This is a genomic window from Streptococcus ovis DSM 16829, assembly GCF_000380125.1.
Classification (GTDB): domain Bacteria; phylum Bacillota; class Bacilli; order Lactobacillales; family Streptococcaceae; genus Streptococcus; species Streptococcus ovis.
Map to the genome: position 1 here is coordinate 141,295 of NZ_KB904579.1, position 26,983 is coordinate 168,277.

Annotated in this window: 31 protein-coding genes; 6 read left to right on the forward strand and 25 right to left on the reverse strand. The window is 40.0% G+C overall.

Annotated features, from left to right (window positions below; translation table 11 throughout):
* Nucleotides 1-86: 86 nt before the first annotated feature.
* Nucleotides 87-722 carry an SdpI family protein gene (locus A3I9_RS0107185; protein ID WP_018378358.1) on the reverse strand — a complete coding sequence of 212 codons (636 nt, stop codon included), beginning with the start codon at nt 720-722 and terminating at the stop codon, nt 87-89.
* Nucleotides 709-987: an autorepressor SdpR family transcription factor gene (locus A3I9_RS0107190; protein WP_018378359.1), complete on the reverse strand. Its 279-nt coding sequence runs from the start codon at nt 985-987 to the stop codon at nt 709-711. Before A3I9_RS0107190 ends, A3I9_RS0107185 begins: the two co-directional genes overlap by 14 nt.
* Before the next feature lie 178 nt (nt 988-1,165).
* Here A3I9_RS0107190 and A3I9_RS0107195 point away from each other — a divergent pair, with 178 nt between their 5' ends.
* Entirely contained in the window at nt 1,166-1,993 is an 828-nt protein-coding gene (locus tag A3I9_RS0107195; RefSeq protein ID WP_018378360.1) for an exodeoxyribonuclease III, read from the forward strand.
* A gap of 35 nt (nt 1,994-2,028) precedes the next feature.
* On the opposite strand, the gene A3I9_RS0107200 is transcribed toward A3I9_RS0107195, so the two are convergent.
* The 6 genes from A3I9_RS0107200 to A3I9_RS0107225 form a co-directional block, all read right to left on the reverse strand.
* On the reverse strand, nt 2,029-2,385 hold the full coding sequence (locus A3I9_RS0107200; protein ID WP_018378361.1) for an arsenate reductase family protein: 357 nt from the start codon (nt 2,383-2,385) through the stop codon (nt 2,029-2,031).
* A gap of 1 nt (nt 2,386) precedes the next feature.
* Nucleotides 2,387-2,866 carry a methylated-DNA--[protein]-cysteine S-methyltransferase gene (locus A3I9_RS0107205; RefSeq protein WP_026217378.1) on the reverse strand — a complete coding sequence of 160 codons (480 nt, stop codon included), beginning with the start codon at nt 2,864-2,866 and terminating at the stop codon, nt 2,387-2,389.
* Between the two features lie 53 nt (nt 2,867-2,919).
* Entirely contained in the window at nt 2,920-4,101 is a 1,182-nt protein-coding gene (locus A3I9_RS0107210) for a phosphoglycerate dehydrogenase (protein ID WP_018378363.1), read from the reverse strand.
* Nucleotides 4,102-4,127: 26 nt separating this feature from the next.
* Nucleotides 4,128-4,715, reverse strand: coding sequence for a GNAT family N-acetyltransferase (locus A3I9_RS0107215; protein WP_018378364.1), 588 nt, complete (start codon nt 4,713-4,715; stop codon nt 4,128-4,130).
* On the reverse strand, nt 4,715-5,809 hold the full coding sequence (gene serC / locus A3I9_RS0107220; RefSeq protein WP_026217379.1) for a 3-phosphoserine/phosphohydroxythreonine transaminase: 1,095 nt from the start codon (nt 5,807-5,809) through the stop codon (nt 4,715-4,717). Before serC ends, A3I9_RS0107215 begins: the two co-directional genes overlap by 1 nt.
* A 186-nt stretch (nt 5,810-5,995) precedes the next feature.
* The gene (locus tag A3I9_RS0107225) at nt 5,996-7,345 is read right to left on the reverse strand and encodes an MATE family efflux transporter (RefSeq protein ID WP_018378366.1); all 1,350 of its coding nucleotides are present in this window, start codon (nt 7,343-7,345) and stop codon (nt 5,996-5,998) included.
* A 141-nt stretch (nt 7,346-7,486) separates the two neighbouring features.
* On the opposite strand from A3I9_RS0107225, the gene A3I9_RS0107230 reads away from it, so the two are divergent.
* Complete coding sequence (locus tag A3I9_RS0107230; protein WP_018378367.1) at nt 7,487-8,116, forward strand: copper homeostasis protein CutC; 630 nt, start codon at nt 7,487-7,489, stop codon at nt 8,114-8,116.
* A gap of 306 nt (nt 8,117-8,422) precedes the next feature.
* On the opposite strand, the gene rsmI is transcribed toward A3I9_RS0107230, so the two are convergent.
* Genes rsmI through tmk form a run of 4 tightly spaced genes read right to left on the reverse strand, consistent with a single transcriptional unit; the run spans nt 8,423 to nt 11,146 of the window.
* Nucleotides 8,423-9,289, reverse strand: coding sequence for a 16S rRNA (cytidine(1402)-2'-O)-methyltransferase (rsmI, locus tag A3I9_RS0107235; protein WP_018378368.1), 867 nt, complete (start codon nt 9,287-9,289; stop codon nt 8,423-8,425).
* 1 nt (nt 9,290) lies between these two features.
* Entirely contained in the window at nt 9,291-9,608 is a 318-nt protein-coding gene (yabA, locus tag A3I9_RS0107240) for a DNA replication initiation control protein YabA (RefSeq protein ID WP_018378369.1), read from the reverse strand.
* Between the two features lie 13 nt (nt 9,609-9,621).
* A complete protein-coding gene (locus A3I9_RS0107245) occupies nt 9,622-10,512 on the reverse strand; it encodes a DNA polymerase III subunit delta' (RefSeq protein ID WP_018378370.1) in 891 nt (296 codons plus the stop codon).
* 1 nt (nt 10,513) lies between these two features.
* Entirely contained in the window at nt 10,514-11,146 is a 633-nt protein-coding gene (gene tmk / locus A3I9_RS0107250) for a dTMP kinase (protein WP_018378371.1), read from the reverse strand.
* A gap of 130 nt (nt 11,147-11,276) precedes the next feature.
* Between tmk and A3I9_RS0107255 the strand changes: the two genes are divergently transcribed.
* Nucleotides 11,277-12,137, forward strand: coding sequence for a YitT family protein (locus tag A3I9_RS0107255; RefSeq protein WP_018378372.1), 861 nt, complete (start codon nt 11,277-11,279; stop codon nt 12,135-12,137).
* 33 nt (nt 12,138-12,170) lie between these two features.
* On the opposite strand, the gene A3I9_RS0107260 is transcribed toward A3I9_RS0107255, so the two are convergent.
* From A3I9_RS0107260 to A3I9_RS0107310, 11 genes are all read right to left on the reverse strand, one after another.
* Nucleotides 12,171-12,827 (reverse strand): CBS domain-containing protein, encoded by a 657-nt coding sequence (locus A3I9_RS0107260; protein ID WP_018378373.1) that lies wholly within the window; start codon nt 12,825-12,827, stop codon nt 12,171-12,173.
* Nucleotides 12,828-12,915: 88 nt separating this feature from the next.
* Nucleotides 12,916-13,626 carry an ABC transporter ATP-binding protein gene (locus A3I9_RS0107265; protein ID WP_018378374.1) on the reverse strand — a complete coding sequence of 237 codons (711 nt, stop codon included), beginning with the start codon at nt 13,624-13,626 and terminating at the stop codon, nt 12,916-12,918.
* Nucleotides 13,626-14,390: an ABC transporter ATP-binding protein gene (locus A3I9_RS0107270; RefSeq protein WP_018378375.1), complete on the reverse strand. Its 765-nt coding sequence runs from the start codon at nt 14,388-14,390 to the stop codon at nt 13,626-13,628. Before A3I9_RS0107270 ends, A3I9_RS0107265 begins: the two co-directional genes overlap by 1 nt.
* On the reverse strand, nt 14,390-15,346 hold the full coding sequence (locus A3I9_RS0107275) for a branched-chain amino acid ABC transporter permease (RefSeq protein ID WP_018378376.1): 957 nt from the start codon (nt 15,344-15,346) through the stop codon (nt 14,390-14,392). Before A3I9_RS0107275 ends, A3I9_RS0107270 begins: the two co-directional genes overlap by 1 nt.
* A gap of 4 nt (nt 15,347-15,350) precedes the next feature.
* A complete protein-coding gene (locus A3I9_RS0107280; protein ID WP_018378377.1) occupies nt 15,351-16,220 on the reverse strand; it encodes a branched-chain amino acid ABC transporter permease in 870 nt (289 codons plus the stop codon).
* A gap of 69 nt (nt 16,221-16,289) precedes the next feature.
* A complete protein-coding gene (locus tag A3I9_RS0107285) occupies nt 16,290-17,465 on the reverse strand; it encodes an ABC transporter substrate-binding protein (protein ID WP_018378378.1) in 1,176 nt (391 codons plus the stop codon).
* 78 nt (nt 17,466-17,543) lie between these two features.
* Nucleotides 17,544-17,813, reverse strand: coding sequence for a YlbG family protein (locus tag A3I9_RS0107290; protein ID WP_018378379.1), 270 nt, complete (start codon nt 17,811-17,813; stop codon nt 17,544-17,546).
* A 217-nt stretch (nt 17,814-18,030) separates the two neighbouring features.
* Nucleotides 18,031-18,639, reverse strand: a complete 609-nt coding sequence (locus tag A3I9_RS0107295; protein ID WP_342661903.1) for an ATP-dependent Clp protease proteolytic subunit — start codon at nt 18,637-18,639, stop codon at nt 18,031-18,033.
* A 104-nt stretch (nt 18,640-18,743) separates the two neighbouring features.
* Nucleotides 18,744-19,373 carry a uracil phosphoribosyltransferase gene (gene upp, locus A3I9_RS0107300; protein WP_018378381.1) on the reverse strand — a complete coding sequence of 210 codons (630 nt, stop codon included), beginning with the start codon at nt 19,371-19,373 and terminating at the stop codon, nt 18,744-18,746.
* Between the two features lie 90 nt (nt 19,374-19,463).
* A complete protein-coding gene (locus A3I9_RS0107305; RefSeq protein ID WP_018378382.1) occupies nt 19,464-20,015 on the reverse strand; it encodes a sugar O-acetyltransferase in 552 nt (183 codons plus the stop codon).
* Between the two features lie 71 nt (nt 20,016-20,086).
* Nucleotides 20,087-20,911: a MurR/RpiR family transcriptional regulator gene (locus A3I9_RS0107310; RefSeq protein ID WP_018378383.1), complete on the reverse strand. Its 825-nt coding sequence runs from the start codon at nt 20,909-20,911 to the stop codon at nt 20,087-20,089.
* 122 nt (nt 20,912-21,033) lie between these two features.
* On the opposite strand from A3I9_RS0107310, the gene murQ reads away from it, so the two are divergent.
* From murQ to A3I9_RS0107325, 3 genes are read left to right on the forward strand one after another with little or no spacing between them, the layout of a single operon-like run.
* The gene (gene murQ / locus A3I9_RS0107315) at nt 21,034-21,948 is read left to right on the forward strand and encodes an N-acetylmuramic acid 6-phosphate etherase (protein ID WP_018378384.1); all 915 of its coding nucleotides are present in this window, start codon (nt 21,034-21,036) and stop codon (nt 21,946-21,948) included.
* Between the two features lies 1 nt (nt 21,949).
* Nucleotides 21,950-23,371 (forward strand): PTS transporter subunit EIIC, encoded by a 1,422-nt coding sequence (locus A3I9_RS0107320; RefSeq protein ID WP_018378385.1) that lies wholly within the window; start codon nt 21,950-21,952, stop codon nt 23,369-23,371.
* Complete coding sequence (locus A3I9_RS0107325; protein ID WP_245538929.1) at nt 23,364-24,392, forward strand: MupG family TIM beta-alpha barrel fold protein; 1,029 nt, start codon at nt 23,364-23,366, stop codon at nt 24,390-24,392. Before A3I9_RS0107320 ends, A3I9_RS0107325 begins: the two co-directional genes overlap by 8 nt.
* Before the next feature lie 202 nt (nt 24,393-24,594).
* Here A3I9_RS0107325 and A3I9_RS0107330 read toward each other — a convergent pair whose 3' ends face one another.
* Together A3I9_RS0107330 and A3I9_RS0107335 are read right to left on the reverse strand one after the other, a co-directional pair.
* Nucleotides 24,595-25,758, reverse strand: coding sequence for a MalY/PatB family protein (locus tag A3I9_RS0107330; protein WP_018378387.1), 1,164 nt, complete (start codon nt 25,756-25,758; stop codon nt 24,595-24,597).
* A 1-nt stretch (nt 25,759) separates the two neighbouring features.
* Nucleotides 25,760-26,851, reverse strand: a complete 1,092-nt coding sequence (locus A3I9_RS0107335) for a cystathionine gamma-synthase (protein ID WP_018378388.1) — start codon at nt 26,849-26,851, stop codon at nt 25,760-25,762.
* Nucleotides 26,852-26,983 lie beyond the last annotated feature (132 nt).

A 26,983-nucleotide genomic window follows, 5' to 3' on the forward strand; every position in this document is an offset into this window, starting at 1 on the left:
ACCTCCGCTTTTACTCTCAAGTTATTTATCCTTATTATACCACAGCGATCATGAAAGTAAGAAAAAAGACACCGCCTTAGCAGTGTCTAAATTCTACTACTTAACCAATAGGAATACACACACGGAACGACGATTGCCACGAATAGAATACTCCCAAACAGATAGGATGTGCTAAATGGAAATAAGGCATTTACCAAGAAAAATAGACCTGCCAATACCCATATACGACCTGCCAGCCGATGCGTTTTGTTCCAATTTTCTTCATTATCCAGTGTCCACGGCAACTTAATTCCCACCGTATAATTCTGCTTCATTTTTGGCAAATAATTACCAATCACTAGAAAAATCAGCCCCAGCATGACATTACCAATCCGAGCTTGACCATGAATCCAGCCCAAAGCACCGCCGTAGACCATGACTTGTACAATGCACAAAATGGTGGGAATAATCCAATAAACCAATTTTTGTATCTTAGGAGTGACATTACCAGCTTTTGGGTCACGTGACGTCACAAAGACAGCAAACAAATGCAAACCCAACATGACAAAAGGCATACCGACAACTGCTTCAAATTTGGAACTAAAGCCGTCTGCTTGCCCATCAAAGCCAAAATGGGTCGGTAAGGTTTCAGGTAGCTTATTCCACAAGATGAGCCCAATAACCATTGGTAATAAGATGACCAATGAAGTCATTAATAGTAATTTTTTATCAATTTTTTTCATCATTCTCTCCTTTCAAATCCGAAATCCAAACCATGATTTCCTCCAATACAGATGTATTCAAATCATAGTAGATAAAATTCTTCTCCCGAGTTTCAAAAATTAAATCCGCCTTTTTCAAAATGCTCAGGTGATGGGAAATCGTCGCTCCTGTCATGTCAAATTGACCAGCTATTTCCCCAGCAGATAATCTCCCTTTTTTTAAAAGGTTTAGGATTTCTCGCCTCACAGGATTGGACAAAGCCTTGAACGTATTTGCGAAACTCATAACTCCTACCTCAAATTCTATTTAGAAATATTTCTAAATAGATAATACTCCTTTTTCTTTTGAAAAGCAAGAACTATTTCGATATTTTTCTAAATAGTTTTCTAAAATCTCCATAGTCGCATAAGTCTTGTATTTTTGGTAAAATAAGAACAGACAAAACTAGAAAGTGTATCTTATAATGAAATTGATTTCTTGGAATATTGATTCCCTTAATGCTGCCTTGACTGGCACTTCACCACGTTCCGAACTATCACGCGCCGTCCTTGATACACTAGTTGCTCAAGACGCTGATATCATCGCTATTCAGGAGACAAAGCTGTCAGCTACTGGTCCTACTAAAAAGCACCTTGAAATCCTAACGCAATACTTCCCTGATTATGAAAATACTTGGCGCTCCTCTGTCGAGCCAGCGCGTAAAGGCTATGCTGGAACGATGTTTCTTTATAAGAAAGAACTCAGCCCAACTATCACTTTCCCTGAAATTGGTGCCCCTTCTACAATGGACTCTGAAGGCCGCATCATTACGCTTGAATTTGACAATTATTTCGTGACTCAGGTCTACACTCCAAATGCTGGGGACGGTCTTAGACGTCTAGAAGATCGCCAAGTCTGGGATGCAAAATATGCGGAATACTTGGCAGTATTGGATGCTCAAAAACCAGTCCTTGCTACTGGTGATTACAATGTCGCGCATAAGGAAATCGACTTGGCAAACCCAGCCAGCAACCGCCAGTCTCCGGGCTTCACCGATGAAGAACGCGCAGGCTTTACGCACTTACTTGCCACAGGATTTACGGACACCTTCCGCCATTTACATGGTGACCTTCCAAGTGCCTATACTTGGTGGGCACAACGTAGCAAAACCAGCAAAATCAACAATACAGGATGGAGAATCGACTACTGGCTCACTTCAGACCGCATTGCAAATCAAGTTCGCCAATCCACTATGATTGATTCAGGAGCTCGCCAAGACCACACACCCATCTTACTAGATATCGAGATTTAAATAAAAAATGAAACTGAAATATTCAGTTTCATTTTTTATTTAAAACCCAAGTCTTCATAAGGTGTCCGATAGCCAATTTGCAAGACCTTGCCATCCTTAATCAGAATAGGCCGTTTAATGAGCATCCCATCGGCCGCCAACAGTTCCAAGGCTTCATCCACTGTCAGGGTATCAAAACGCTCTTTCAAGCCCAAAGCTCGGTAAGAATTTCCCGAAGTATTGAAAAATTTCTTCAAGTCAAATGGAGACTTCTCCAACAATTCACGTAATATCTCCACTTGAGGTGGATTGGTCTTAATATCAATAGAGTCGAAGTCAACTCCTAGTGCCAACAACTCTTTTTTTGCCTTTTGGCAAGTGGAACATTTTGGATATTCATAAAATGTGTACATGTTATCTCCTTTTTTCGTGTGCTAATAGCCATGATTTACGATCTAAGCCACCAGCATAGCCTGTCAAATTGCCATCTGCTCCTACCACTCGATGGCAAGGAATAAAAATACTCACTGGATTTCTCCCTACTGCTCCGCCTATGGCTTGACTTGATTTACATGAAAGATGCTCGGCAATCTGACCATACGTAAGAGTTTCACCAGCTGGTATCGTCAAAAGGCAGTCCCACACTCGTTGCTGAAAAGCGGTCCCTTGGGGGGCTAACTCTGGAAAGGGAGCTAGATCCTCACCAGCAAAATATGCATCTAACCACTTCTTTGCTTCCTGTAATACAGAAGTGTCTTCCTCACGGAGGGAAACTGTTTCAAACCCATGTAACTCATATTTCTGATCGACAAACCAAGCTCCTAGCAAGGATTTTTCATCTGCCAACAAGGTAAGCTGACCTAGGGGAGAATCGTAATATTGTTTATAGAACATACTATTATTATACCAAAAAATAGCTGAGAACACTCCCAGCTACCTGATGATTCTTATTTTTTCAAAGGAATTAGTCGTACACGAATAATGTTGTCACTGTTCTCAAATTGGTCAACCAAGGTATCAATTTTAGTCTTATCTTCTTCATCCAAATCCAAAATTGTATAGGCATACTCTCCCTTCGAACGATTGATAATATTATCAATATTGATGCCTAATTCAGATACTGCCGTCGAAATATGCGCCACAATATTTGGGACGTTTTTATTAATCAACGTAATGCGGTAAGGAGCATCTTGTACCTGGTGCATATTTGGGAAATTAACAGAGTTCGTGATTTCACCTGTTTCCATGAAACGACGAATCGTCTTACCAGCCATGATGGCACAATTGAGTTCTGCTTCTTCTGTTGAGCCTCCCACATGAGGAAAGACTGTAATCTTTTCCTTATTGAGCAATTCTTCTGTACCAAAATCAGTCACATAGCGTTTGATGACACCCGCTTCAATCGCATCAAACAAAGCAGCATTGTCCACCAATTCCGCACGCGCAAAGTTAATCAATGTCGTTCCCTTTTGCATAAGAGCAAAGGCTTCACTGTTGAAGGTATGCTTGGTATCAGGCGTCAATGGTACATGGACCGTGATATAATCACTATTGGCAAAGATTTCCTTCAAGTCATTGGCCCGTTTTACATGGCTCGAAATGCTCCAAGCTGCTTCGATGGATACGTAGGGATCGTAGCCAATGACGTTCATTCCTAGACGACGCGCATCATTTGCGATACGAGCACCAATAGCTCCAAGTCCAATCACTCCCAGCGTTTTTCCAAAAATTTCTGTCCCAGCAAATTGTGATTTTCCTGCTTCGATTTGCTTTGGAACATCGTCACCTGAGAGTGTGTTTGCCCATGAAGTTGCTGAAAAGTAATCACGCGCTGACAACAAGATAGAGGTAATAACGGCTTCTTTCACTGCATTGGCATTGGCTCCTGGTGTATTGAATACAACAATTCCAGCTTCTGTTGCTTCCTCAATGGGAATGTTATTGGTACCCGCACCTGCACGCGCAATAGCTTTTAAATTGGAAGGAAAGCTTGTCCCATGTAAATTTTGACTTCGGAGAATATAGGCGTCTGGATTGTCTGCCTTATCCCCATCAATTTGGAATTGATTTCCCAGTTCCTTTAAACCTAATTGATTGATATTGTTAAATGTTTTGACACTGTATACCATATTTTCTCATCTTTCTTCGTTTCCGCTTAAAGATCCATTTGTTCAATCGGTTCTCTTCCGCCTAACATCCAGCGGTCATCTTCCGAGATTTCTTGATACAAACCTGTCTCGCTCTTGTGTTTTATTTTTTGATAGGCCAAACGCTCTCCATCAATCGGCACCTTACCACAATAAACAAATCCTAATTTTTCAAGAATGTGTTGCATGGCCACATTTTTTTCATGCGTATCACAACGAAAATCTGGCCCCTTATGCCCCTCAATCAAGCCTTGTAAGAAAGTTTGAGCAACTTGTTGACCACGAAAATCAGCCGCCACAGCCACTCGATGAAAGGTCACATATCGGTAGTTATTGTGTTGCCACTTCCCATCATAAATCGCATTGTATTCTGGCTGATTTCCTAGATATACTGCTGCATAAGCGACCACACGACCATCAATCAAGCCGACATAGCCACGATTTTCTAAAATATCCTCAAAAATATCCTCTTGAGTAGGATAACCATCTGCTCCTTGCCATTGATTGCTACCTGATGCAGCCAGATGTGCTCTTGCTTCTTCAATGATTGTGACAATTGCTTCTAATTCATTTGGATGTGCGAATCGTATGTCCATTAGTTATTTTCTTCCTCAAATTTCTTCATGAAAGCCAGCAAGTCTACAACGCCTTGCTGTGGAAAGACATTGTACAAGCTAGCACGCATGCCACCGACACTACGGTGGCCCTTGATATTTTTAAATCCTAACGCATCAGCTTCCTTGACAAATTTGGCATCCAATTCCTTACTTGGCGTGATGAAAGGAATATTGCAGACGGAGCGGTCTTTTGCAAATTTCACTGGACTTGTATAGAAATCAGATTGCTCGATAAAATCATACAACAGAGCAGATTTTTCACGATTGATAGCTTCCATTTTGTCCACGCCACCGATGTCATTTTTGACCCAATCAAAGACCAATTTAGAAATATAGATGTTATAAGCAGGTGGCGTATTGTAAAGAGAATCGTTGTCTGCCTGAACATGATAATCCAACATCGCAGACAATTGCGGTGTATCATTCAAGAAATCCTCACGAATAATGACCACTGTCACGCCAGCAGGTCCGATGTTCTTTTGAGCACCGGCATAAATTAGCGCAAAGTCTTCTACATTGTATCGGGCAGCTAAAATGTTCGACGACATATCTGCTACAATCGGAACACCATTGGTATCAGGCAAGTCATAAATAGCCGTTCCTTCAATGGTATTGTTCGTCGTAATATGCACATAGGCAGCTTCTGGATCAATGGTAGACGCATCAAAAGTCGGAATATGATCGTAAACCGTGTCTTCTGATGAAGCTAATAAAATCGGTTCAAATGGGATGGTTTTGGACAATTTCACCGCTTCTGTATAGGCTTTTTTACCCCACGAACCACCGACTAGATAGTATGCTTTTTTCCCTTGAGCTAAGTTCAAAGGCACCATGGTAAATTGCAATGAAGCACCACCTTGCAGGAAAAGTACCTTGTAGTTATCAGGAATCGCCATTAATTCACGTAGCGTCTTTTCCGCATCTTTCATAATCTTGTCAAATTCTGGAGAGCGATGGGACATTTCGAGCACGGACATTCCCGAACCTTGGTAATCCAACATTTCATCACGTGCTGTCTCAAGCACAGGTTTCGGTAAAGTAGCAGGTCCTGCTGAGAAATTGTAAATTGTCATCATGACACCTCCATCATATAATACAGGCATTATAACACAATTTTCTGAATTTTGTAAAGATTATAGATTACTAGATTCGCCTTTTTCCGAACAATTATAAAAAAGAAAAGGACGAATGGGACGATTTCACAAAAAACATTCCATTCATCCCGCTACTTCTGTGCGCAGTAATACCTATTAAACTCCCTATTTCCCAATATGAAACACACCTTCTCGCTTCATCCGTCTCATAAAAATCCACAAACTTGGAATTAAGATGGAGACGCTACCTATCCAAGCCGCAGGGCTTGCGGCTGCAACTCCCGCATATCCGAAAAATTTAGCTCCAAGAATGGCAACCATAGCCCGCATGATCAACTCAGCAAAGCCAGCAAGAGTCGGAACAAATCCATTCCCCAAACCTTGAATAAAGGAACGTGTCACAAATAAAATTGATAAAATCCAGTAACAGACACCATTAATCACATAATAAATAAATGCTAGTTCCAAAACGCGTGCAGATGGATTAGCTAAAAAAAGTCCTGAAAATTGTTTATTAAAGAGAATCAAAATAGCTGCAAAAAAGATTCCCCAAGCAACAGTTACGACCAAGGTTTGTTGCAATCCCTCTATGATTCTGGCATATTTTTTAGCACCATAATTTTGTGCAGTAAAGGTAGATACGGCTAAGCCCAGATTAATCATCGGGAGCATGGCAAGTTGATCTGTCTTGCTTGCAATAGATTGTGCCGCAATAGCATCCGTTCCTAGCTGATTCAAAACGACTTGTAAGGTAATCGCTCCAATCGCAATAATACTGGATTGAAAAGCCATAGGAAAACCAATGTTTGCATGTACTGTTAATTCTTTCAGTTTCAATCGGAACATGGTTTTATGAAACGTAAAATACGGAATCTTTCGATGACTGTATATAATGAGATACAAAACAGAAAGAGCCTGCGCCAAAATAGTAGCAAATCCTGCGCCAAATACGCCCATTTTTAGATTGAGAATAAAGAAGAAATCTAAAAAAATATTTAAAATACAAGCAATCATCAATGCATATAGAGGTGTCCTTGAATCTCCCAGGGCCCGAATGGCACTAGAAAAATAATTGTAAAGAACTGTAAAAACCATTCCTCCAAAAATTGCTAGTAAAAACTGATAGGAATTGGACAATAAATCGGATGGCATTTGCATTACGTTCAATAAAGGACGTAGCATCAGCAGTGATAGCAAACTAAGGACAAGACTAACAGTTAGAGAATAAAACAGGCCATGTACAAAACTCTGCTCAATACCGTTTGCATCTCCAGCTCCAAAACGCTGTGAGATGACAATGGACAACCCGGAAGTCACCCCCTGGGCAAAACCCAAAATCAAAAACGTGATACTTCCCGTTGCTCCAACACTTGCAAAAGCATTTTGCCCCAATGTATGGCCGACAATCATTGCATCCGCAAAATTATAGGTCAATTGGAAAAAGCTACCAACCAATAATGGAATTGCAAACTGTAAAATCACGCGAAGTGGCTTTCCCTGTGTTAAATCCTGCATATTTCCCCCCAATACATTCTTCATTTTATTGTAACCCGATTCTACTCTATTAGCAACTTAAAAAATTGGAAATTCCTGCTTTTGCTTCCTCACTTACTGACTTATTTCATGATATAATAAAAACAGAAAAGAGGTACGAAAATGATTAAAGAATTTTGTGCAGAAAATCTGACGGATCTACATAAACTCACTACTCCTGAAATTAGCAGGGTAGAGCTCTGTGATAATTTAGCGGTCGGTGGCACAACCCCTTCCTATGGCGTTATTAAAGAAGCTGCGCACTATCTTCATGAAAAAGGTATTAGCCTCGCGACGATGATCCGTCCACGTGGGGGAAATTTTGTCTACAATGACTTAGAATTAAAAGTCATGGAAGAAGATATCTTACGAGCTGTTGAATTGGAAAGTGACAGTTTAGTATTGGGCTTATTGACCAAAGAAAATCAGTTAGATACTGATGGCATTGAGCAACTCCTACCAGCTACTCAAGGACTCCCTTTGGTCTTTCACATGGCTTTCGATCTCATTCCACATGAAAATCAAAAAGAAGCCCTCGATACGTTAGTTGACTATGGCTTTGTTCGCATCTTACTTCATGGTTCAGCAGAAAGACGAAATATTTTTGACAATGTGGATGCTATTAAGGAATTAGTTAATTATGCGGACAATCGTATTGAGATCATGATTGGCGGTGGTGTCACTGCTGAGAATTGTCACGAACTTTGCCAACTGACAGGAGCAAACATTGTCCACGGCACTGCAATTTTATAAACACAAAAGGAGTTGGCTATGCCAACTCCTTCAGAGTATAGACAAAGTCTTTTTTAGACTTTCCTTAAGTGATAACGGACGGTAGCGACTTCCGATGGAATTCCATACCTAAGTTTTGAGCCTAATGTCTCAAAACTTCCGGGTGCCTGAAACTATATAGTTTCAGGCACTTTTATCACGGCGAAAAAGTCTAGATTACATTTTCAAGCACCCCTAATTTTTCATAGTCAGCCATTTTTTTAGGCTGATTTTATTTGGAAAGTATAGTTTGTCTTCAACCTAAAGGAGTTGGCTTAGCCAACTCCTTTATTCTACTCCATGATAAGCTTGATAAATTTCTTGACGATTCAAGCCATATTCTTTGGCTACTTGTTTAATGGCTTGATTAGGTTTCAAGCCTTCTTTTACGAGCTGCCTCACTCGGTCTGTCGGATTGACCTCTGACAAGTCAGTTATGCTTTCCTCGCCAGTAGAACCTGCGACAATCAGCAAACACTCTCCCTTCAAGGGGTGTTCCGCAATGTAGTCACATACTTCTGAAATACTTCCTCTTTGGTATTCCTCGTATAATTTCGTCAATTCGCGAACGACAACGACTTGTCGATCACCATAGACCGCAAGCATATTCTGTAAGGTATCTGCCACACGATAGGGAGATTCATAAAAAATTTGCGTTTCTGGATAGGACCGCTTACTGGTGAAAAATTCCTTCTGCTGTCCTGATTTTCTTGGCAAAAAACCATAGAAAACATGCGGTTGCGGAGCGATACCCGAAGCAATTAATCCCGTGATGCCTGCAGATGCTCCTGGCAATGCCACAACAGGAATAGCTTCTGCAATGGCCGCCTTGACCAAATCATGTCCTGGATCCGAAATAGACGGAAGCCCTGCATCGGACACCTGAGCCAATGATTTTCCCTCCTTCAATAGCGATAGGAGTCCAGGAATTTTCTCATAGGCATTGTGTTCATGAAAGGAAATTTGCCTTGTCTCAATCCCAAAATGCTTCAATAATAATCCTGTATTTCGCGTATCCTCTGCACAGATAAAGTCTACCAATTTTAAGGTCTCCACCGCACGAAAGGTCATATCCTGTAAATTTCCAATCGGAGTCGCCACTAGATACAGGGTGCCAGTGTCTTTCACTCCCTTAAATGATCGTTGTACTTGCATCTTATTCTCGATTCAATAATTCTAAGCAGAACATGCAGGGTTCATCATTATCCCGACGTTGCCCATAAGAAAATGTACAAATATGGAAGCCGTCTTCATAGATATTTTCCAAATTTTCCTTCCCAACATTCGCTGTCTTTGTTCCTTGCTTTTCTTCTTGGGCTAAACGGTCTCGTAGCTTAGAATTTTCTAAGCGTAGAGCTGTATTTTCATCTATGACAGACTGTAAATGTTTTTTTATAGCATCCACCTCTGCCAAAGTCATCAACAGCTGTTGTGAAAAACCATCCAAGGCATCAAAAATCTCTCTCTTATCCATTATCTCTCCCCTTTCATTCTTTCTTTAAAATCATATATTCTAAGGCATTTTGAAGACTGACATTGCTTTTCCACATACTACGAACCTCAATGAGACCAGCCAAATAGCTTTGAGCAAGGCTGTCCATACGATGTTCTGCCAAAGTCAAGGTCAACAGTTCAAGTAGCCGCTCCTGTTCTTCTTTATCACTAGTCAAATTAATCAGCTGTGACACCATCAAATAGGCTTGATTTGGCATCTCTAATAGAGCTTTCACAAAACGAGGAATGACGACCATCAACTCCTGAAATGCTTTGTTTTTTATCAATTGCAATGCTTCGTCTTGACTAGCCACCAACTCTGCTAGTATCCGAGCCTGCGATTTCAAGACGCCTTCTTTTTCAAGATATTCTGTCAAAACTGCACGATTTTTGGGAAAGGAGACAATCTGCGTTCGGCTTTTAATGGTCGGCAACATCGCCTCTTCATGATTGGTTAAAAGGAAGATGGTCACATCAATCTGGGGTTCTTCTATCACTTTTAACAAGGAATTAGCGGCATTGGGATGCATCTTATCCGCATCGCAAACAATAAAAATTTGCTTTGTTGACTCAAATCCTGATTGAGTAAAATGCTTGACCAATTCTCGGATAGTTTCCGTTCGGATGACGTTTCCCTGTGGACGAACCACTGTCACATCTGTAAACTCTTCATTTGCAATCAAGCGACAATTTCGACAGTTCCCACAAGGAAGATGGTTCGAGCTTTCTGTACAAAACTGTGCTTGGCTTAAAAAGAGTGCCATATCAAAACTTGCAAAATGACCAGAAAAAAGATAGGCATGTCCTAATTTATTTTCTTGCAACACCCGTTCAAATCGAGCCATCACTTGAGGCTGCCAGACTTGTAATTCTTTATAATTCATCTTACTCAAAAAATCGTTCTACAATGACTGCAAAGGCTGCATCAGTAACAACATCCAAAGATTGGCTAGCATCAATTTTCACAACACGATCGGATTCCTGTTCCAAAATGGATAGGTAACCATTTCGGACACGTTGATGCAAATCAACCGTTTCCATATCCAATCGATCAACATCATGGTGACGGTTTTTCGCAATGCGCGCCAGCCCTTCTTCCACCTCAATATCAAAATAAAGGGTCAAATCTGGTACTAAACCATCTGTTGCAAATCGATTGAGCCAATTAATATCTTCCACATTTAGACCACGTCCGAAGCCTTGATAAGCGACAGATGAATCAATAAAACGATCTACTAAGAGCAACTTTCCCGATTCGAGAGCAGGTGTAATTCTTTCTTTTAAGTGCTGACGGCGTGCTGCGATATATAATAATAGCTCCGTCTTATCGTCCATCGCAGTATTCTTAGGATCTAAAATGACCGATCGAATACTTTCTGCGATGGCCACACCACCTGGCTCACGCGTGGTTAGTATTTCTTTGCCGAACTGTTCTAAGCGTGGCAGGAGTGCTTGCAATACAGAGGTTTTTCCTGCCCCATCTGCTCCTTCAAATGTAATAAAAATTCCCTTATCCATATCATGCCTCATTTTTTCATACTCCCTTTATTTTATCAAAAAAAAGAGCAAAACGCACACTTTAATTTCCCTTGCCCCTCTCCTATAAATTTGTTAGAATGGAATGGTATGTAAAAAAGGAGTGTAAACCATGCGTTTTAAAAATATTTTACTCATCTTGTTGGGAGCAGGTTTGTTCTCGTTTGCTCTGAACTATCTTGTCATGCCAAACGGCCTTTATGAAGGTGGTGCTACTGGGATTACATTGATTATCTATTATCTATTTAAAATTCAGCCTTGGATCATGAACATCTTAATCAATATCCCCCTTTTCATTTTGGGTTGGAAAATTCTTGGTCGTCAGGTCTTACGATACAGTATCCTTGGAACGCTTGCTGTTACAGTCTGGTTAGCTATTTTTGAAAAAATTCCCTTTGTCATCAATTTAGAAGGTGATTTGATTATTGTAAGTATGTTAGCAGGTATCTTAGCAGGAACAGGTCTAGGGATTATTTTCAAGGCAGGAGGAACGACAGGGGGGAGTGATATTTTAGCTCGTATCGGTCACAAATACACTTCCTACACCATTGGCCAAATCATTCTGACAATTGATATCCTTGTCTTAGCTTTAACCATCATCGTTTCACAGGACTTACGAGTTGTACTGTACACCATGATTCAAGTCACCATTGCTTCAAAAGTGATTGACATCATTAGCGATGGCGGATATGGTAGCAAGGGAGTGATGATTATCTCTCAAAAATATGAAGAAATTGCGACTGCCATTGACGCAGAAATTGAACGTGGTGTCACTTTTATCAAAGCCCAAGGCTTTTACAGTAGGAAAGATACACAGATGGTGTATTCCGTCATTTACAAAAGCCAATTACAAGAAACAAAAGATTTAATCCACCGGATTGATCCCCATGCTTTTATTACTATTACGGACGCGCATGAAGTCCTAGGAGAAGGCTTTACATTAGATAAAAATAAACAACCCATCGAAAAATAAAAAATGAGGTTAGGACGACTGTCCTGCCTCATTTTAAATTTTCTTGGCAACAGTTGGCAGAATACTTTCAACTTCAACAACTGTTTCTTGCAAACGTTCTTTTAAAGTCACTTCATCAACTTGACCTTCAATCTGTACCTCGATAATGGTATAACCTGGATTGGCATCCATTTGAACAGTATTTGCAACATTGTAGCCCAAATCGGAAATAATTCTTAAAATGGAACCGAGCATACCTGCACGATCTTCTACTAAGCAACGAACACGAACTCCGTCTTCACCATAGCCTGATACATTCAAAAAGGCTTTGAACACATCGCGGTCGGTAATAACGCCAGACATCTGACCATTGTCCATCACTGGTAAAATCCCCACTTTATGTTTGAACATCAAGTAAACAGCGTCTTCTAGACTTGCAAACTGGGATACCGTGATGACGTCTCGAATCATGACATCCTTTACCTTGGTTTTGTTCAGTAAGTAATTCATCTCATAAATCGACAAGGTAGTCGCCTTTGAAGGACTGGCTTCAGCAATTGTCCCTTCTGTCACCAAACCGACTAGTTTATCATGTTCAATCACAGGAAGGCGATGAATATCTTGCTCACGCATCAAGTCAGCCGCATGCGCAATTGTTGTATCGGGGGAAATGTAAATCACTTTACGGGTCATAAAGTCTCTAACAGCCATGAAAAATCCTCCTTTATCATCCTCATTATATCATATTTTGGAAAGTGTTACATCAACGTCTCGTAAAATTTTCGTGTCATCCGATGGATTACCCACCCAAATAAGCTTTTCGCACTTCATCAGATGATAAAAGTTCCTGACCTGTACCAGATAATACAATCTTCCCTGTTTCAAGAACATAGCCTCGATCTGCAATCGCAAGAGCCTTGTTAGCATTTTGTTCTATCAAGAGAACGGTCGTCCCTTGCTTTTGAATATCTTGAATAATATCAAAGATTTCTTGAATAAAAATTGGCGCTAATCCCATAGAAGGCTCATCTAGTAGGAGCAATTGGGGTTGGCTCATCAATGCTCGACCCATCGCCAACATCTGCTGTTCCCCTCCAGAAAGAGTCGCTGCATCTTGATTTTTCCGTTCTTCCAAACGAGGAAAACGGTCAAAAACACGTTTTAGATTTTTCTGATTTTCATCCCGATTATTTTTTAGGAAAGCACCCATTTCAAGGTTTTCCATAACGGTTAAGCCTGCAAAGACATGGCGACCTTCTGGAACTTGTGATAGACCAGAAGCTACAATTTTTCGAGCTGGAACTTTGTGGATTCCCTGCCCCATAAATTCAATGGTTCCACTACTTGGACGAACCAAGCCGGAAACAGTCCGTAAAATCGATGTTTTTCCAGCTCCATTGGCTCCAATAAGCGAAACTACTTCTCCTTCATTTACCTCAAAAGAGACCTGCTTAACAGCTTCAATGGCTCCGTAACTTACTGAAAGATCTTTTACTTCTAACATGGCCATTATGCCTCACCTCCAAGATACGCTTCGATGACGCGCTTATTGTTCTTAATTTCTTCTGGAGTCCCATGCGCAATTAAACGACCATATTCTAGCACATAAATCCGCTCTGTAACTTCCATGACCAAACTCATATCATGCTCAATCAAGATGATCGTAATACCAAATTCATCTTTGATTTTTCGGATGAGAGCTGTCAACTCAGCCGTTTCCTGCGGGTTCATACCAGCAGCAGGTTCATCAAGAAATAGAATTTTTGGTTCTGTTGCCAAGGCACGTACAATTTCCAAGCGTCTTTGCTGCCCATAGGGAAGATTTTTAGCTAAAGTATCTGCGTCAGCATCCAAATTGAAAATGGCTAGCAATTCCAGCGCTTTTTGCTTCAATTCTTTTTCGCTTTGGTAGAATTTTGGTAAGCGAAGAAAAGAAGCTAAGACATGTGGATTGTGTCGATTTGCAAAACCGACTAGAACATTCTCTAAAACAGTCATATCCTTAAACAAACGAATATTTTGGAAAGTCCGAGATAGACCGAGTGAGGCAATCTTATAAGGAGCTTTGCCATTTAAGAGAGTACCATCCAACATTACTGTCCCTTCACTTGGCTCATAGACTCCTGTCAACAGATTAAAAAGGGTTGTTTTTCCTGCACCATTTGGACCAATCAGACCAACTAGTTCACCCTCATTAAGCTCCATGGTCACATCACCTACTGCTGTCAGACCACCAAAATGCTTGGTTATTTTTTTTACTTCAAGAAGTGCCATCAGTTTTTGCCCTCCTTATTTTTTGACTGGAAAAACTTGGAAAAGGTTAATTCCCATGTTCCTAAAAGACCACCTGGACGGAAGACCATGACGAGGATCAAGGCCAACGAATAGATAATCATCCGCAATTCCGAAACATTTTGGAGGAACATATTTAAAATTCCTAATACAACTGCTGCAACGATGGTTCCTGTCATAGAACCCAAACCGCCCAATACTGCGATGATCAGGTAATCAATTGAACGCATGATTGTGAAATCCTTTGGTACAACCGTTCCAATGTAGCCCACATATAGTGACCCAGCAATACTGGACACGATTGCAGCAATTACAAAGACCGTTACTTTTATTTTCGTTGTGTTGACTCCCATCGCTTCTGCGGCAATCTCATTTTCGCGGACAGCAAGAACCTCACGTCCTAAAGGACTCCGAAGGATATTCAAGAGGAGGACGACTGTCAGGACAACAAAGAGAAAAACAACTTGCCAAGAGGTAAACGGAAGAATCCCTGTCAAACCTGCTGCTCCATTGGTAAAATCACCACCATTGATAATCATAATACGGATGATTTCTGCAACTCCAAGCGTTGCAATCGCAAGGTAATCCCCTTTCAATCGTAGGGTAGGAATTCCAACCAAGAGTGCAACGACTGCTGCCACGATAGCTCCAACAACAATGGACAGATAAAATCCGCCATATGTTGGGTTGGAAGTGGTTAAAATCGCTGTTGCATAGGCACCAATTGCCATAAAACCTGCTTGACCAAGTGAAAATTGTCCCGAAAACCCTAGAATCAGATTGGTACCCAGTGCCATCATCATCGAAATTCCGATTCCCATTAAGATTTGGACATAGTAAAGTCCAATTACACCCGTATTCACAAGAGTCGTTAGCACTCCAAAAATCGCAAGGATAAGGGCAAGCCAGATTAAAATAGGTTTTATATTATTCTTCATAAACTTATACCTTCTCCTTCACATTCTTTCCAAGAATCCCCGCTGGACGAACCAAGAGGATGATAATCAAAATAGCATATACAACCGCATCACGATAACTAGAAAGCCCAATCGAAACAGCAAACGTTTCTAACAAACCAATAATCAATCCACCAAGAGCCGCACCAGGAATGATTCCAATACCACCTAAAACAGCTGCAACAAAGGCTTTAATACCAGGAGTCATCCCCATTAATGGATCGATTGAATTATAGTAAAGACCAATCAGAACACCAGCAGCCCCTGCCAAGGCTGAACCAAGGGCAAAAGTAAAGCTAATCGTTGCATTCACGTCAATTCCCATCAACTGAGCCGCATCACTATCCACTGATACTGCCCGCATGGCTTTCCCCATCTTTGTTTTTTTCACGATGAATTGTAGAGCCAGCATCAGGACGATTGAGACTCCTAAGATTGTCAACTGGACGTTTGTGACACTAATTGGACCGAAATCATACTTAACGGTTTCAAGTGCCTGAGGAAAGGCCCGAACGTCAGCACCAACCAAGTAAACCATTCCATATTCAAGAAGGAAGGAGACACCAATTGCCGTAATCAAGGCTGCAATCTTCGTCGAATTCCGCAATGGACGATAGGCTAAAAATTCAATCAAAACACCCAAACAAGCGGTTAAGACCATTGTCAAAAGAAGTGTAACAAAAAAATTAAGATGGAAATGACTGATTAGATAATAGCCAATAAAGGCCCCCATCATATAAATATCCCCATGGGCAAAGTTAATCAGCTTAATAATTCCATAGACCATGGTATACCCTAACGCAATCAGCGCATAGACGCTTCCTAGGATTAGACCATTTACTAATTGTTGGAGCATGTGATCACCAAACTTTCTATAAAATAATAATATCTGAGAGGGAAAATCCCCCCCAGATGCTCATTGTTCTTATTCTGCTTCAACAGCAACTGCTGAGGCTGCTTTTCCATTTTTCAACTCAACCATAATCGCTGTTTTTACTGGATTATGATTTTCGTCAATCGTCATTTTACCTGTTACACCGTCAAAATCTTTGAGATTTTCCAAGTTTTTAGCAATTTCTTTTGAATCTTTCGCACCTTCTGCTGCTTCAGCTGCCATATAGACTGCATCATAGGCAAGAGCCGCAAACATGTTTGGTGCTTCACCGTATGTTTCTGTATAAGTCTTTTCAAAGTTTTCAGATTTTTTATCTGATAATTTCACAGCTGAAGAATAGCCTGATACATAGAAGACATTTGTTGCATTAGTCGCGCCCGCACCTTCGATGAACTTCGTATCTGAGAAACCATCTGGTCCAAGGATTGGTGCATCAATTCCAAGTTCACGTGCTTGTTTGGTAATCAAACCAGCTTCTGTATAGTAACCTAGTAAGATAACAGCATCAAAACCTTTATCTTTTACCTTTGTCAAAACAGCTTGAAAATCTTTGTCACCTGCTTGGTAGGTTTCAGCAATGATTTCACCTTTATAATTTTTCTTAAAGGATTTATAAAGACCTTTCGCGTAGTCACTTGAAGCATCATAGTATACAAGGGCTTTCTTAGATGTCAGGTTTTCTGTTGCATATTGTGCTATCACTTCACCCTGAAAACTATCCTGGAAAGTTGCGCGGAAAATATACTCTTCTACTTTATCACCTTTGACTGTCAAATCATCTGCCGTTCCAGAAGGAGTAACCAAAGGAACAGCAGCCTTTGTTACGTTTGGTGTAGCTGCTGATACAGCACCTGAAGTTGCAGGACCAATGATAACGTTCACTTTCTCTTCCGTAGCCAGATTAGTTGAAACTGTAGCCACTTCAGCATTATCAGACTTGTTATCCTTTACAACGACTTCAATTTTCTTACCATCAACACCACCTGCTGCATTGATTTCTTTAACAGCTAAATCAGCACCATTTTTCTCTTGATTCCCATAAGCCGCTACAGCTCCTGAAAGTTCTAAGTTGTAACCAATTTTGACTGTATCTCCTACTTGTGTACCAGTTGCTCCTGCATCACTAGCAGGTGCTGAACCACATGCTGCCAATAGTACAGCTGATGCAAACGTTGCTACTGCAAATCCTAATTTATTATATTTCATAAACTCTCCTTAAAAAATGATATGTGTATAATATACTGAATTATCTGAAAATTGTCAACAAAAAAAAGAAAGAAAACATTAAAATTTTCTTTCTTTTTCATCTCTTGTTAAATTCCCGACAAAATTTTGATCAATTTCTTTTACATAAGATGGGACCACCTTCTTGATGAAACGTTCTTTTTTAAGCTTGGGAACCAACTGTTCCACTTCATCCTGATTAACATAAAGAAGGGCATAGCGCATCCGTCTAGAATGATAGAGAATATCCCCAAATTGGTTGAGCTTACGCGCATCACGGTTGTAGTGCAAATAAATTGTCAAAGCCTGACGTTCTTTTTTCTCAAACATATCGTTTCCTTATTCTTCCAAACTATATTTCCATTATTATACCAATTTTTAGAAAAAATGGCATGAAAAAAGAAAGAGGGCTCAAAAATAGTCAATTATCTAAATATGAAACATATAAACAAGCCATTAGCACCTTTGAACAATCACTTTCATCTACTACAGACGAAAAAATAAAAGCTAGTTTTTTCTTCCCAACTTCTATTTTTACAGACTTCTCTTATTTTGTTGGATTCATAATTTGGTCGATAAATCCATAAGCCAATGTTTCTTCAGCTGTCATCCAGTAGTCGCGCTCAGCGTCTTTGTGGATTTGTTTTACAGTTTTGCCAGAGTTATCAGCCAAAATTTGTTCTAATTTATTACGTGTTTTCAAGAGGTGTTCAGCTGCAATCGCCATATCCGTTTGTTGTGTACCGCCACCAGTACCCCCCATCGGTTGGTGAATCATGTATTCTGCGTTTGGCAACATGAAGCGTTTGCCTTTAGCACCACTAGAAGCGATAATTGTTCCCATGCTTGCTGCTGTTCCCATCACGATGGTTTGCACATCTGCTTTGATAAAGTTCATTGTATCAACGATAGCAAGACCTGCTGATACAGATCCCCCTGGGGTATTGACATAAAGATAAATATCTTTTGTCGGATCTTGCGCGTCAAGGAAGAGCAATTGAGCGATGATAGAGTTGGCCATATTATCCTCAACAGCCCCTGTCAACATGATAATGCGGTCTTTTAATAAACGTGAGTAAATATCGTAGGAGCGTTCGCCTCGACTAGTTTGTTCGATAACTACTGGAATCATACTGTTCTCCATTTCATTTTCTATTTTCTGATGTTTCTATTATATGTTTTTGGTCAACAAAGGTCAAATAAAAAGTTTAAGATAAAGAAAAAGGTGCCACTGCACCTCTTTTTCAAATAAGGATAATATTATTTTGTACCGAACAAACGATCACCAGCATCTCCAAGACCTGGAACGATGTAGCCATGTTCATTGAGATAGTCATCAAGGGCTGCTGTGTAAATATCAATATCTGGATGTGCTTCTTGAAGGGCTTTGACACCTTCAGGCGCAGATACAAGAGCAACAAACTTGATGTTCGATGCACCGCGTTTTTTCAAAGAATCGATGGCTAAAATAGCTGAGCCACCTGTTGCAAGCATTGGATCCACTACAAAGATATGACGTTGATCAATATCTTCTGGTAATTTGACCAAGTATTCTACTGGTTTTAAGGTTTCTTCATCACGGTACATTCCAATATGACCAACTTTTGCTGATGGCACCAAGCTTAAGAGACCATCAACTAGACCAATCCCCGCACGAAGAATTGGAACGATGGCCAATTTCTTCCCAGCAATTTGTTTTTGAACTGTTTTTGTAATCGGTGTTTCAATTTCAACGTCTTCCAATGGTAAGTCACGTAAAACCTCATATCCCATCAGCATCGCAATTTCATTAACTAATTCACGAAAATCTTTTGTAGAAGTATCTTTACGACGCAAAATAGACAACTTATGCTGAATGAGTGGATGTGAAATGACTTGGAATTTTCCCATGATATGACTCCTTTAAGTGTTTTTTCTATTTTATCAAAAAATCAGAAAAAAAGCTTGCTAAAATAGTATTTTTCAACCTAAATTTAATTTTTATTCTGGAACGGATTTGATGATGCGAGCAGGATTTCCAGCAATGACAACATTATCACCGAAGGACTTGGTCACAACAGAACCAGCGCCTACTACGATATTATTTCCAAGCGTCACTCCTGCTAGAATAACAGCTCCACCACCAATCCAGACATTGTCACCAATCGTAATCGGAGCACCATACTCAAGACCTGCAATTCGCTCTTGGGCATTTAAGGGGTGGAGGGCGGTATAGAACTGTACATTTGGCCCCAACATTGCATTGTCACCGATTGTGACAGGACAAGTATCCAACACAGTCCAGTTAAAATTGGCAAAAAAACGCTCACCAACCGAAATATGGCAACCATAATCCAAGGTGACAGGAGTTTCGACATACAGCTTCTCTCCTGTTTTGCCTAACCACTCTTTCATCAATACAGACCGTTTTTCCCCATCCATTTCTTGATTGACTTGCTGACGATAGATCCGTGCTTGTTGGCGTAAAGCCACCAATTCTGGATCACCTGCATCGTACAATTCACCTGCTAGCATTTTTTCTTTTTCAGTCATAGATTTCTCCCTATAATTATTTTTTCCATAATAACTTTTAAACAAAATACAATCCAGGCAATTTGAAAAGATTAGTTTTTTAATTTTCGAGCTAAGCTCTTACTATTTGCCAGAATAGTTGAAATTTTATCTGTCTCTCCTTGAATAAGATTCAAGTATAGCAGGTCAGTAATCAGAAGGGAATTATTTCTTGAGGTAATGGCCCCAACACGCAGTTCATGCTCATGGCGTGGAATTTTAAAAAGGTAGTCTGCATATTTATCTAGATTCGTCTTCCCTATACCTGTAATAGCAATGGTTTTTGCTCCAGACGCCTGAGCAAATTTTAAGGGCTCAATCACTTCTTTTGTACTACCTTCATAACTAATCCCAAATGCTAAATCTCCCGGCTGAATTGAGGCAACACTAGCAAGTTGAATATGGGCATCTTGAACATAGACACAACTTTTCCCAATTCGATTGAGTTTATAGTAAAAATCGCTACAAACAATGCCCGATGCACCAACTCCGAATAAGTAGATGGTTTTAGCCTCTTTTAGTTTCTGACTACTTTTTTCTAGAAGTTCAAAGTCCAACATTCCAATAGTTTGCTGAACAGAGACATTCATGGTAACCGCTAATTTTGCAGTTAGCAAGCTACCATCATCCGTAGAATCTATTCTCGCATCCAAAACATCGTCATAATGCGTTTTTGCCAGTTCAAGTTTAAATTTATTGAAAGTTGAGTAACCTAACTTTCTACTCAACCGACTAATAGTTGCCGGGGAAACTCCAACTTCTTCTGCTAATTGCTGAATGCTGAGATTTTCAATTTCTTTAGTAAATTCATTGATGTATTGGAGGACTTTTTGCTCCTTTGGACTAAGTCCTTCCAGTCCATATTGTAGAGGATTCATATGTATTCCTTCGATTTTTGAAAAAATATTTCTTTTTTTAATTATTATATTGAAAATATATTTCTTTGGTTGTATAATACAATTATAGCAAACGTTTACAAAAATAGAAAGGATGAAATGCAATGAGCATTGCTCAATTAGATACTGAACAAAAAAATCCCCAATCTGATGCTATCGAAGAGATGAGCATTGAAGATATCACAGCTTATATCAACCGTGAAGATCAACAGGTTGCAGGCGCTGTTGAAAAAAGTTTAACTTCAATTAACAATGCTATCGCGCTGGTTGTCACTACTTTACGATCCGGTGGGCGATTACTATACATAGGTGCAGGAACTTCTGGACGACTAGGCATTCTAGATGCCTCAGAATGCCCACCTACTTATGGAGTACCACGTGATTTGGTTCAAGGGTTGATTGCCGGTGGAAAGGAAGCTATTCAAGTGGCTCAGGAGGGGGCAGAAGATGATGAGGAAGCAGCAATTCGAGATTTACAACATATCGATTTTTCTAGTAGGGATATGTTGATTGGCCTTGCAGCTTCTGGTAGAACTCCATATGTTCTTTCTGCATTACAATACGCTCAATCAATTGGTGCTAAAACCAGCTCCATCTCTTGTGTATTTCGTGCGGCAATTTCACAGTTCGCGGATGCTCCAATTGAAGTCCTAGTTGGCCCCGAAGTTATAACAGGTTCTAGTCGTATGAAGGCAGGAACTGCCCAAAAGATGATTCTCAATATGATTTCAACAACTGCGATGATTCAATTAGGTAAAATTTATAAAGGCTACATGGTAGATGTACAACCTACCAATCAAAAGTTGGTAGAACGAGCACTATACATTATCCAGCAAACAACTGCTTGTGATAAAGAGGAGGCAGAATCCGTTTTTCAAGCTGCAGATAAAAATGTGAAACTAGCTATACTTATGCAACTGAGTGGACTTTCCAAGCAGGAAAGTAATTTGCTCCTTCAAGAAAAACAGGGAAATGTGGCATTAGCCATCAAAAAAATATTACATCAGGAGGAAAAATAATATGGACTTCGCACTGGTTAGTCAACAGATTCTAGAAAATGTTGGTGGAAAATCAAATATATTAGGAAACATCGTCTGCATGACTCGCTTGCGCTTGCAACTTCGTGACCGAGCATTGGTGAATCTTGAAAAATTAAAAAATATTGAAGGAGTTTTGGGAGTTGTCGAAGCAGATACTTTACAAATCGTCTTTGGTCCCGGTACTGTCAACAAAGTTGGCGAAGCATTTGCTAATTTGACAGGACTCAGTCTAGGCAGTATTGATGAGAATTTAGGAGCAGTAGACTTAGCTACTACCAATAAAGCTATTAATAAGCAAAAACATGATAAACCTTTGCAACGTTTCTTACAGCGAATTGCTAATATTTTCATTCCTTTACTCCCAGGTATCATTGCTGCAGGTTTGATTAACGGTGTATCTAACGTTATTAACGTTACTTCTCAGAATGCTTTTGCCATGGAATGGTGGTACCAATGTATTCGTACCATGGGCTGGGGATTATTTACTTTCCTACCAATTTATGTTGGAATGAATGCTGCAAAAGAATTCCGCGGAACACCTATTTTAGGTGCGATTGGTGGTGCGATGTCTGTCGCAGTACCTTCTATGCCTCTTTTAACTATGATTGATGAAAAAGCGATTATTTTACCTTTTGTAGATAAAGCATTTGCTCCGGGTGCTGGAGGGCTCTTGGCAGCACTTTTTGTCGGTATTTTCTTTGCTTATCTTGAAAGAGGGATTCGCAAATTCATGCCAAGTTTCTTAGATACTTTCTTAACACCATTGTGTACTGTCATTATAGGTAGTCTTTTAGCTTTATTAATTCTCCAACCACTTGGGGATTTCTTAACAACTGGTATTTACTCTAGTCTAAATTTTGTCTATGAAAAATTAGGTATTCTTGGTGGTTATTTGTTATCAGCTGGCTTCTTACCATTAGTCTCTGTCGGATTGCACCAAGCTCTTACTCCTATTCATGTCCTTTTAAATAATCCTGATGGGCCAACACAGGGAATCAACTATCTCCTTCCGATTTTGATGATGGCAGGTGGTGGTCAAGTAGGTGCTGGATTAGCACTCTATCTCAAAACTAAAAACCAAAAACTTAAACAATTGACACGTGATTCCCTACCTGTTGGTATCCTAGGTATTGGAGAACCTATGATGTATGCCGTAACTCTTCCTCTAGGAAAACCGTTCTTGACAGCCTGTCTGGGTTCCGGATTTGGTGGTGCTTTGGCCGTCCTCTTTCATTTAGGCACTGTATCTCAAGGTGTATCAGGACTTTTTGGAATGCTTATCATGGTTCCAGGGACACAAATTCAATTTATCATTGCCATGATTGGAGCATATATCGGAGGGTTCATCCTGACTTGGTTCTTTGGTGTAGATGAAAAACGAATTAATGAAATCTATGGATAAGAAATTTTCTAGTTGTCTAGGTTTCTCCATCTATCCATCAAATTCCCTGGAAGATAGTTTAACTTGGATAGAAGCGTATGCGAAAGCTGGTTTTTCTTTCGCATTCTCCTCTCTCAATATCCCAGAGGCAACAAAAGATACTAGTCATTTAAAAAAGTTACTTCAAAGCTGTCAAAGGCACAAAATTTCTGTATTTGTGGATATCAATCGGCAAAGTCTGGACAATTACGGTAAAGATGGTTTGGCAGAATTAGGCATTGAAGCCCTGAGATTTGATGATGGGATTTCTGTTCAAGAAATGGCAGAGCTCTCAAAATATTTCTTCATTGTTCTCAATGCTTCTACCTTGACAAAGGAACTCATTGTAGATTTAATGGAGGTAGGTGTAGATTTAAAACAGGTGATTGCCTGTCATAATTATTATCCAAAGCCTTACACTGGACTGAGCCTTAATAAAGTGAAAGAAATGAATGAACAACTTCACCAATATGATATTCCAGTTATATCCTTTATCGCGGGACAAGAAAAGCGCCTTCCTATTTTTGAAGGCTTACCAACCATAGAAAGTCATCGTCAAATGCCTCCTTTACTGGCAGCCTTAGAAAGCTTGATAGCTGGTAAATCAGACTACATCTGTGTAGGCGATAATGCCCTATCTGAAAACTCGCTCACTTTGCTGTACTATCTGAGTCAGGGAGTGGTGCCTCTTTTGACTAATCTTCCCGAAAATCTAAAAGGGATTATCTTTGAAAATCGTCAAGATAATAGTGATTATGTTATCCGTGCTGCTACTTCTCGCCAACAGTTAAAAAATTTAACATTTGAAGGCGAAACTAAGTTACGCCATCGTGGAGACATTGTCATTGCAAATGAAAAATTCCTCCGCTACCAGAATGAATTAGAGATTTGCTTGACTGATTTACCGCAAGATGAACGTCAAACAATTGTTGGACAGATTCAACCTGACAGTTTGGGCTTACTTAATTTCATTCAAGGAGGAAGCAAATTTACATTTATCTAGAACAAAGAAAGAGTCTGATACAAAATAGTTCTCAGTCACACAAAAGCTAGAGATTCCAAATAGTGGAACTCTAGCTTTTTAATTTTATGTCCTTTCATCATTAATTTTATTATCAGTATTACAAATGTAAATCCTTATTTCATTACTCGTACCTTCCATTAATTTACAAAAAAGCCACTATAGTCAGCGGCTTTCCTCACCCTCATCTTCCAAACACACGAACAATTCGGTTGCAGGCTTCGGCAACTGTTTCGAATGGTGCTGCTGCATTAAAGCGGGCGTGTAGTTTACCTTCGGGACCAAAGGTAACTCCATCGTTCATTACAACTTTAGCTTGCTTTACTAATTTTTCTTGAACTTCTTCATTGGTCAATCCGTAAGCAGAGAAATCTAGCCAAACGAGGTAGGTTCCTTCTGGTTTCATAACGCGAATCTTCGTTTTTTCTGTGAGTGTCTGGAAGACATAGTCAATGTTTTTTTCTAATACGACCTTTAATTCTTCTAACCATGGTTTACCATATCGATACGCGGCTTCTGTTGCCAACAAACCTACCGTAGGAATTTCATGCTGATTATTGGCCAGTTGTTGGGTTGTAAATTTCTGCCGTAATGTAGAATTTTCAATGATGGCAAAGCTATTCTTTGTACCCGCGATGTTGAAAGTTTTTGTCGCTGAGGCTAATACAATGGCAAAGTTTTTGAAATCAGGTGATAATGTATTAAAACTATGGTGCTTATTTCCAAATAGAACTAAATCTTGATGGATTTCATCTGCTACCAGTAGGACACCATGTTTCTGACAGAGTTCCCCAATCCGGAGCAACTCTTCTTTTGTCCAAACTCGACCACCAGGATTGTGAGGATTACAAAGCAGGTATAGCTTGACATCGTGTTCGATAATGTCTTTTTCCAACTGATCAAAGTCAATTTCAAGGTGATGATTGCGTTCCACCAATGGAGAAACCACCAACTGACGGTGATTTAAGCGAACAGAGCGGGCAAAAGGTGGATAGAGAGGCGTTTGAATCAACACAGCATCTCCTATTTCCGTAAAAGCTTGAATAGCCACGGAAATAGCAGGTACGACTGCCTCAATGAGTACGACTGCCTCTCTTGCGACTTCATAACCATGTTCATTCTTTTCCCAATCTAAAATGGCTTGATAAAGCTCTTCGCGCTCTTGTGGATAACCAAAAATATGTTCTTCTGCATATACTCGTAGTGTTTCTCTAATTTCTGGCACAGGTAGGAAATCCATGTCTGCCACCCACATTTGTAATAGCTCTCGATCTTCTTCACTCGCAAACCATTTTTTGGAATGCTGGCCAAAGCGATTAGGTCGCGTTGTAAAATCATATGTCGTCATCTTATGCCTCCAAAGCTGTTTTTAAATCTGCCACCAAGTCTGATACATCTTCGATACCAATCGAAATGCGAAGTAAATCGTCAGTCAATCCATAAGAATATCGGACCTCAGCAGGGATATCTGCGTGTGTTTGAGTTGCAGGATAGGTAATTAAACTTTCCACACCACCAAGACTTTCTGCAAAAGTAAAGACCTGCAAACTGTTGATAATTTGAGGAATTCTTGTCTCATCCTGAACCTTAAAGGAAATCATGCCCCCCTTACCTGTATAATAAACTTCCTTCACTTCAGGATGCTCCTGTAAGAAGGCCGCAATCGCTTGTGCATTACGAGTAGACCGCTCCATACGAAGAGATAAGGTTTTCAAACCACGCATAAAAAGATAAGCATCTAAAGGCGATAGGGTCGGTCCTGTTGTATTTTGATCATAGAATAATTTGTCATAAATGGCTTGATTGCTCGTTACCAATACCCCTGCCAATACATCGTTGTGACCAGAAAGGTATTTTGTTGCTGAATGCAAGACAATATCCGCTCCCAGTGCAATCGGATTTTGGTAAATCGGGCTATAAAAGGTATTGTCAACAATCACAATAGCACCATGAGCGTGTGCTTTTTCCGAAACCGTTGCAATGTCAAATTCCACCATCAAAGGATTGGTTGGTGTCTCGATAAACACATAGTCTGTCTCATCCGAAATCGCAGCTAACATGTCTTCTTCCGTATTGGTATAGGTAAAGAAATAACGTCCTTTCTTTTCCTGCTCATGAAACCAACGAAATGACCCTCCATACAAATCACGCGCCGCCACAATCCTTGATTGTTCTGGAAAGCTATTAAATAATAAAACCAATGCAGCCATGCCAGAACTCGTCACCAAGGCATAGTCTGCTTTTTCAATCTGCGCCAACGTTTTTTCTAGTGTCTGACGAGTTGGATTTTTCGTGCGGGTATAGTCAAACCCAGTCGATTGTCCAAATTCGGGATGTTGATAAGTCGTCGAAAGATGAATCGGTGAGATCAAAGCACCAGTTTTCTCATCCTCACGAATTCCTGTGTGAGCTAAAATTGTATCTAATTGATAATCTGTCATACTCTCCTCCAAAATACTATTCTCCTCATTTTATCACGATTAAAGGAGCTTGTTGGAGATTTTCCTGATATAATTTTTCAAATCAAGAGATAGGCAAAGACTATGATAAAAGAGACCTTTCTAGGTCTCTTA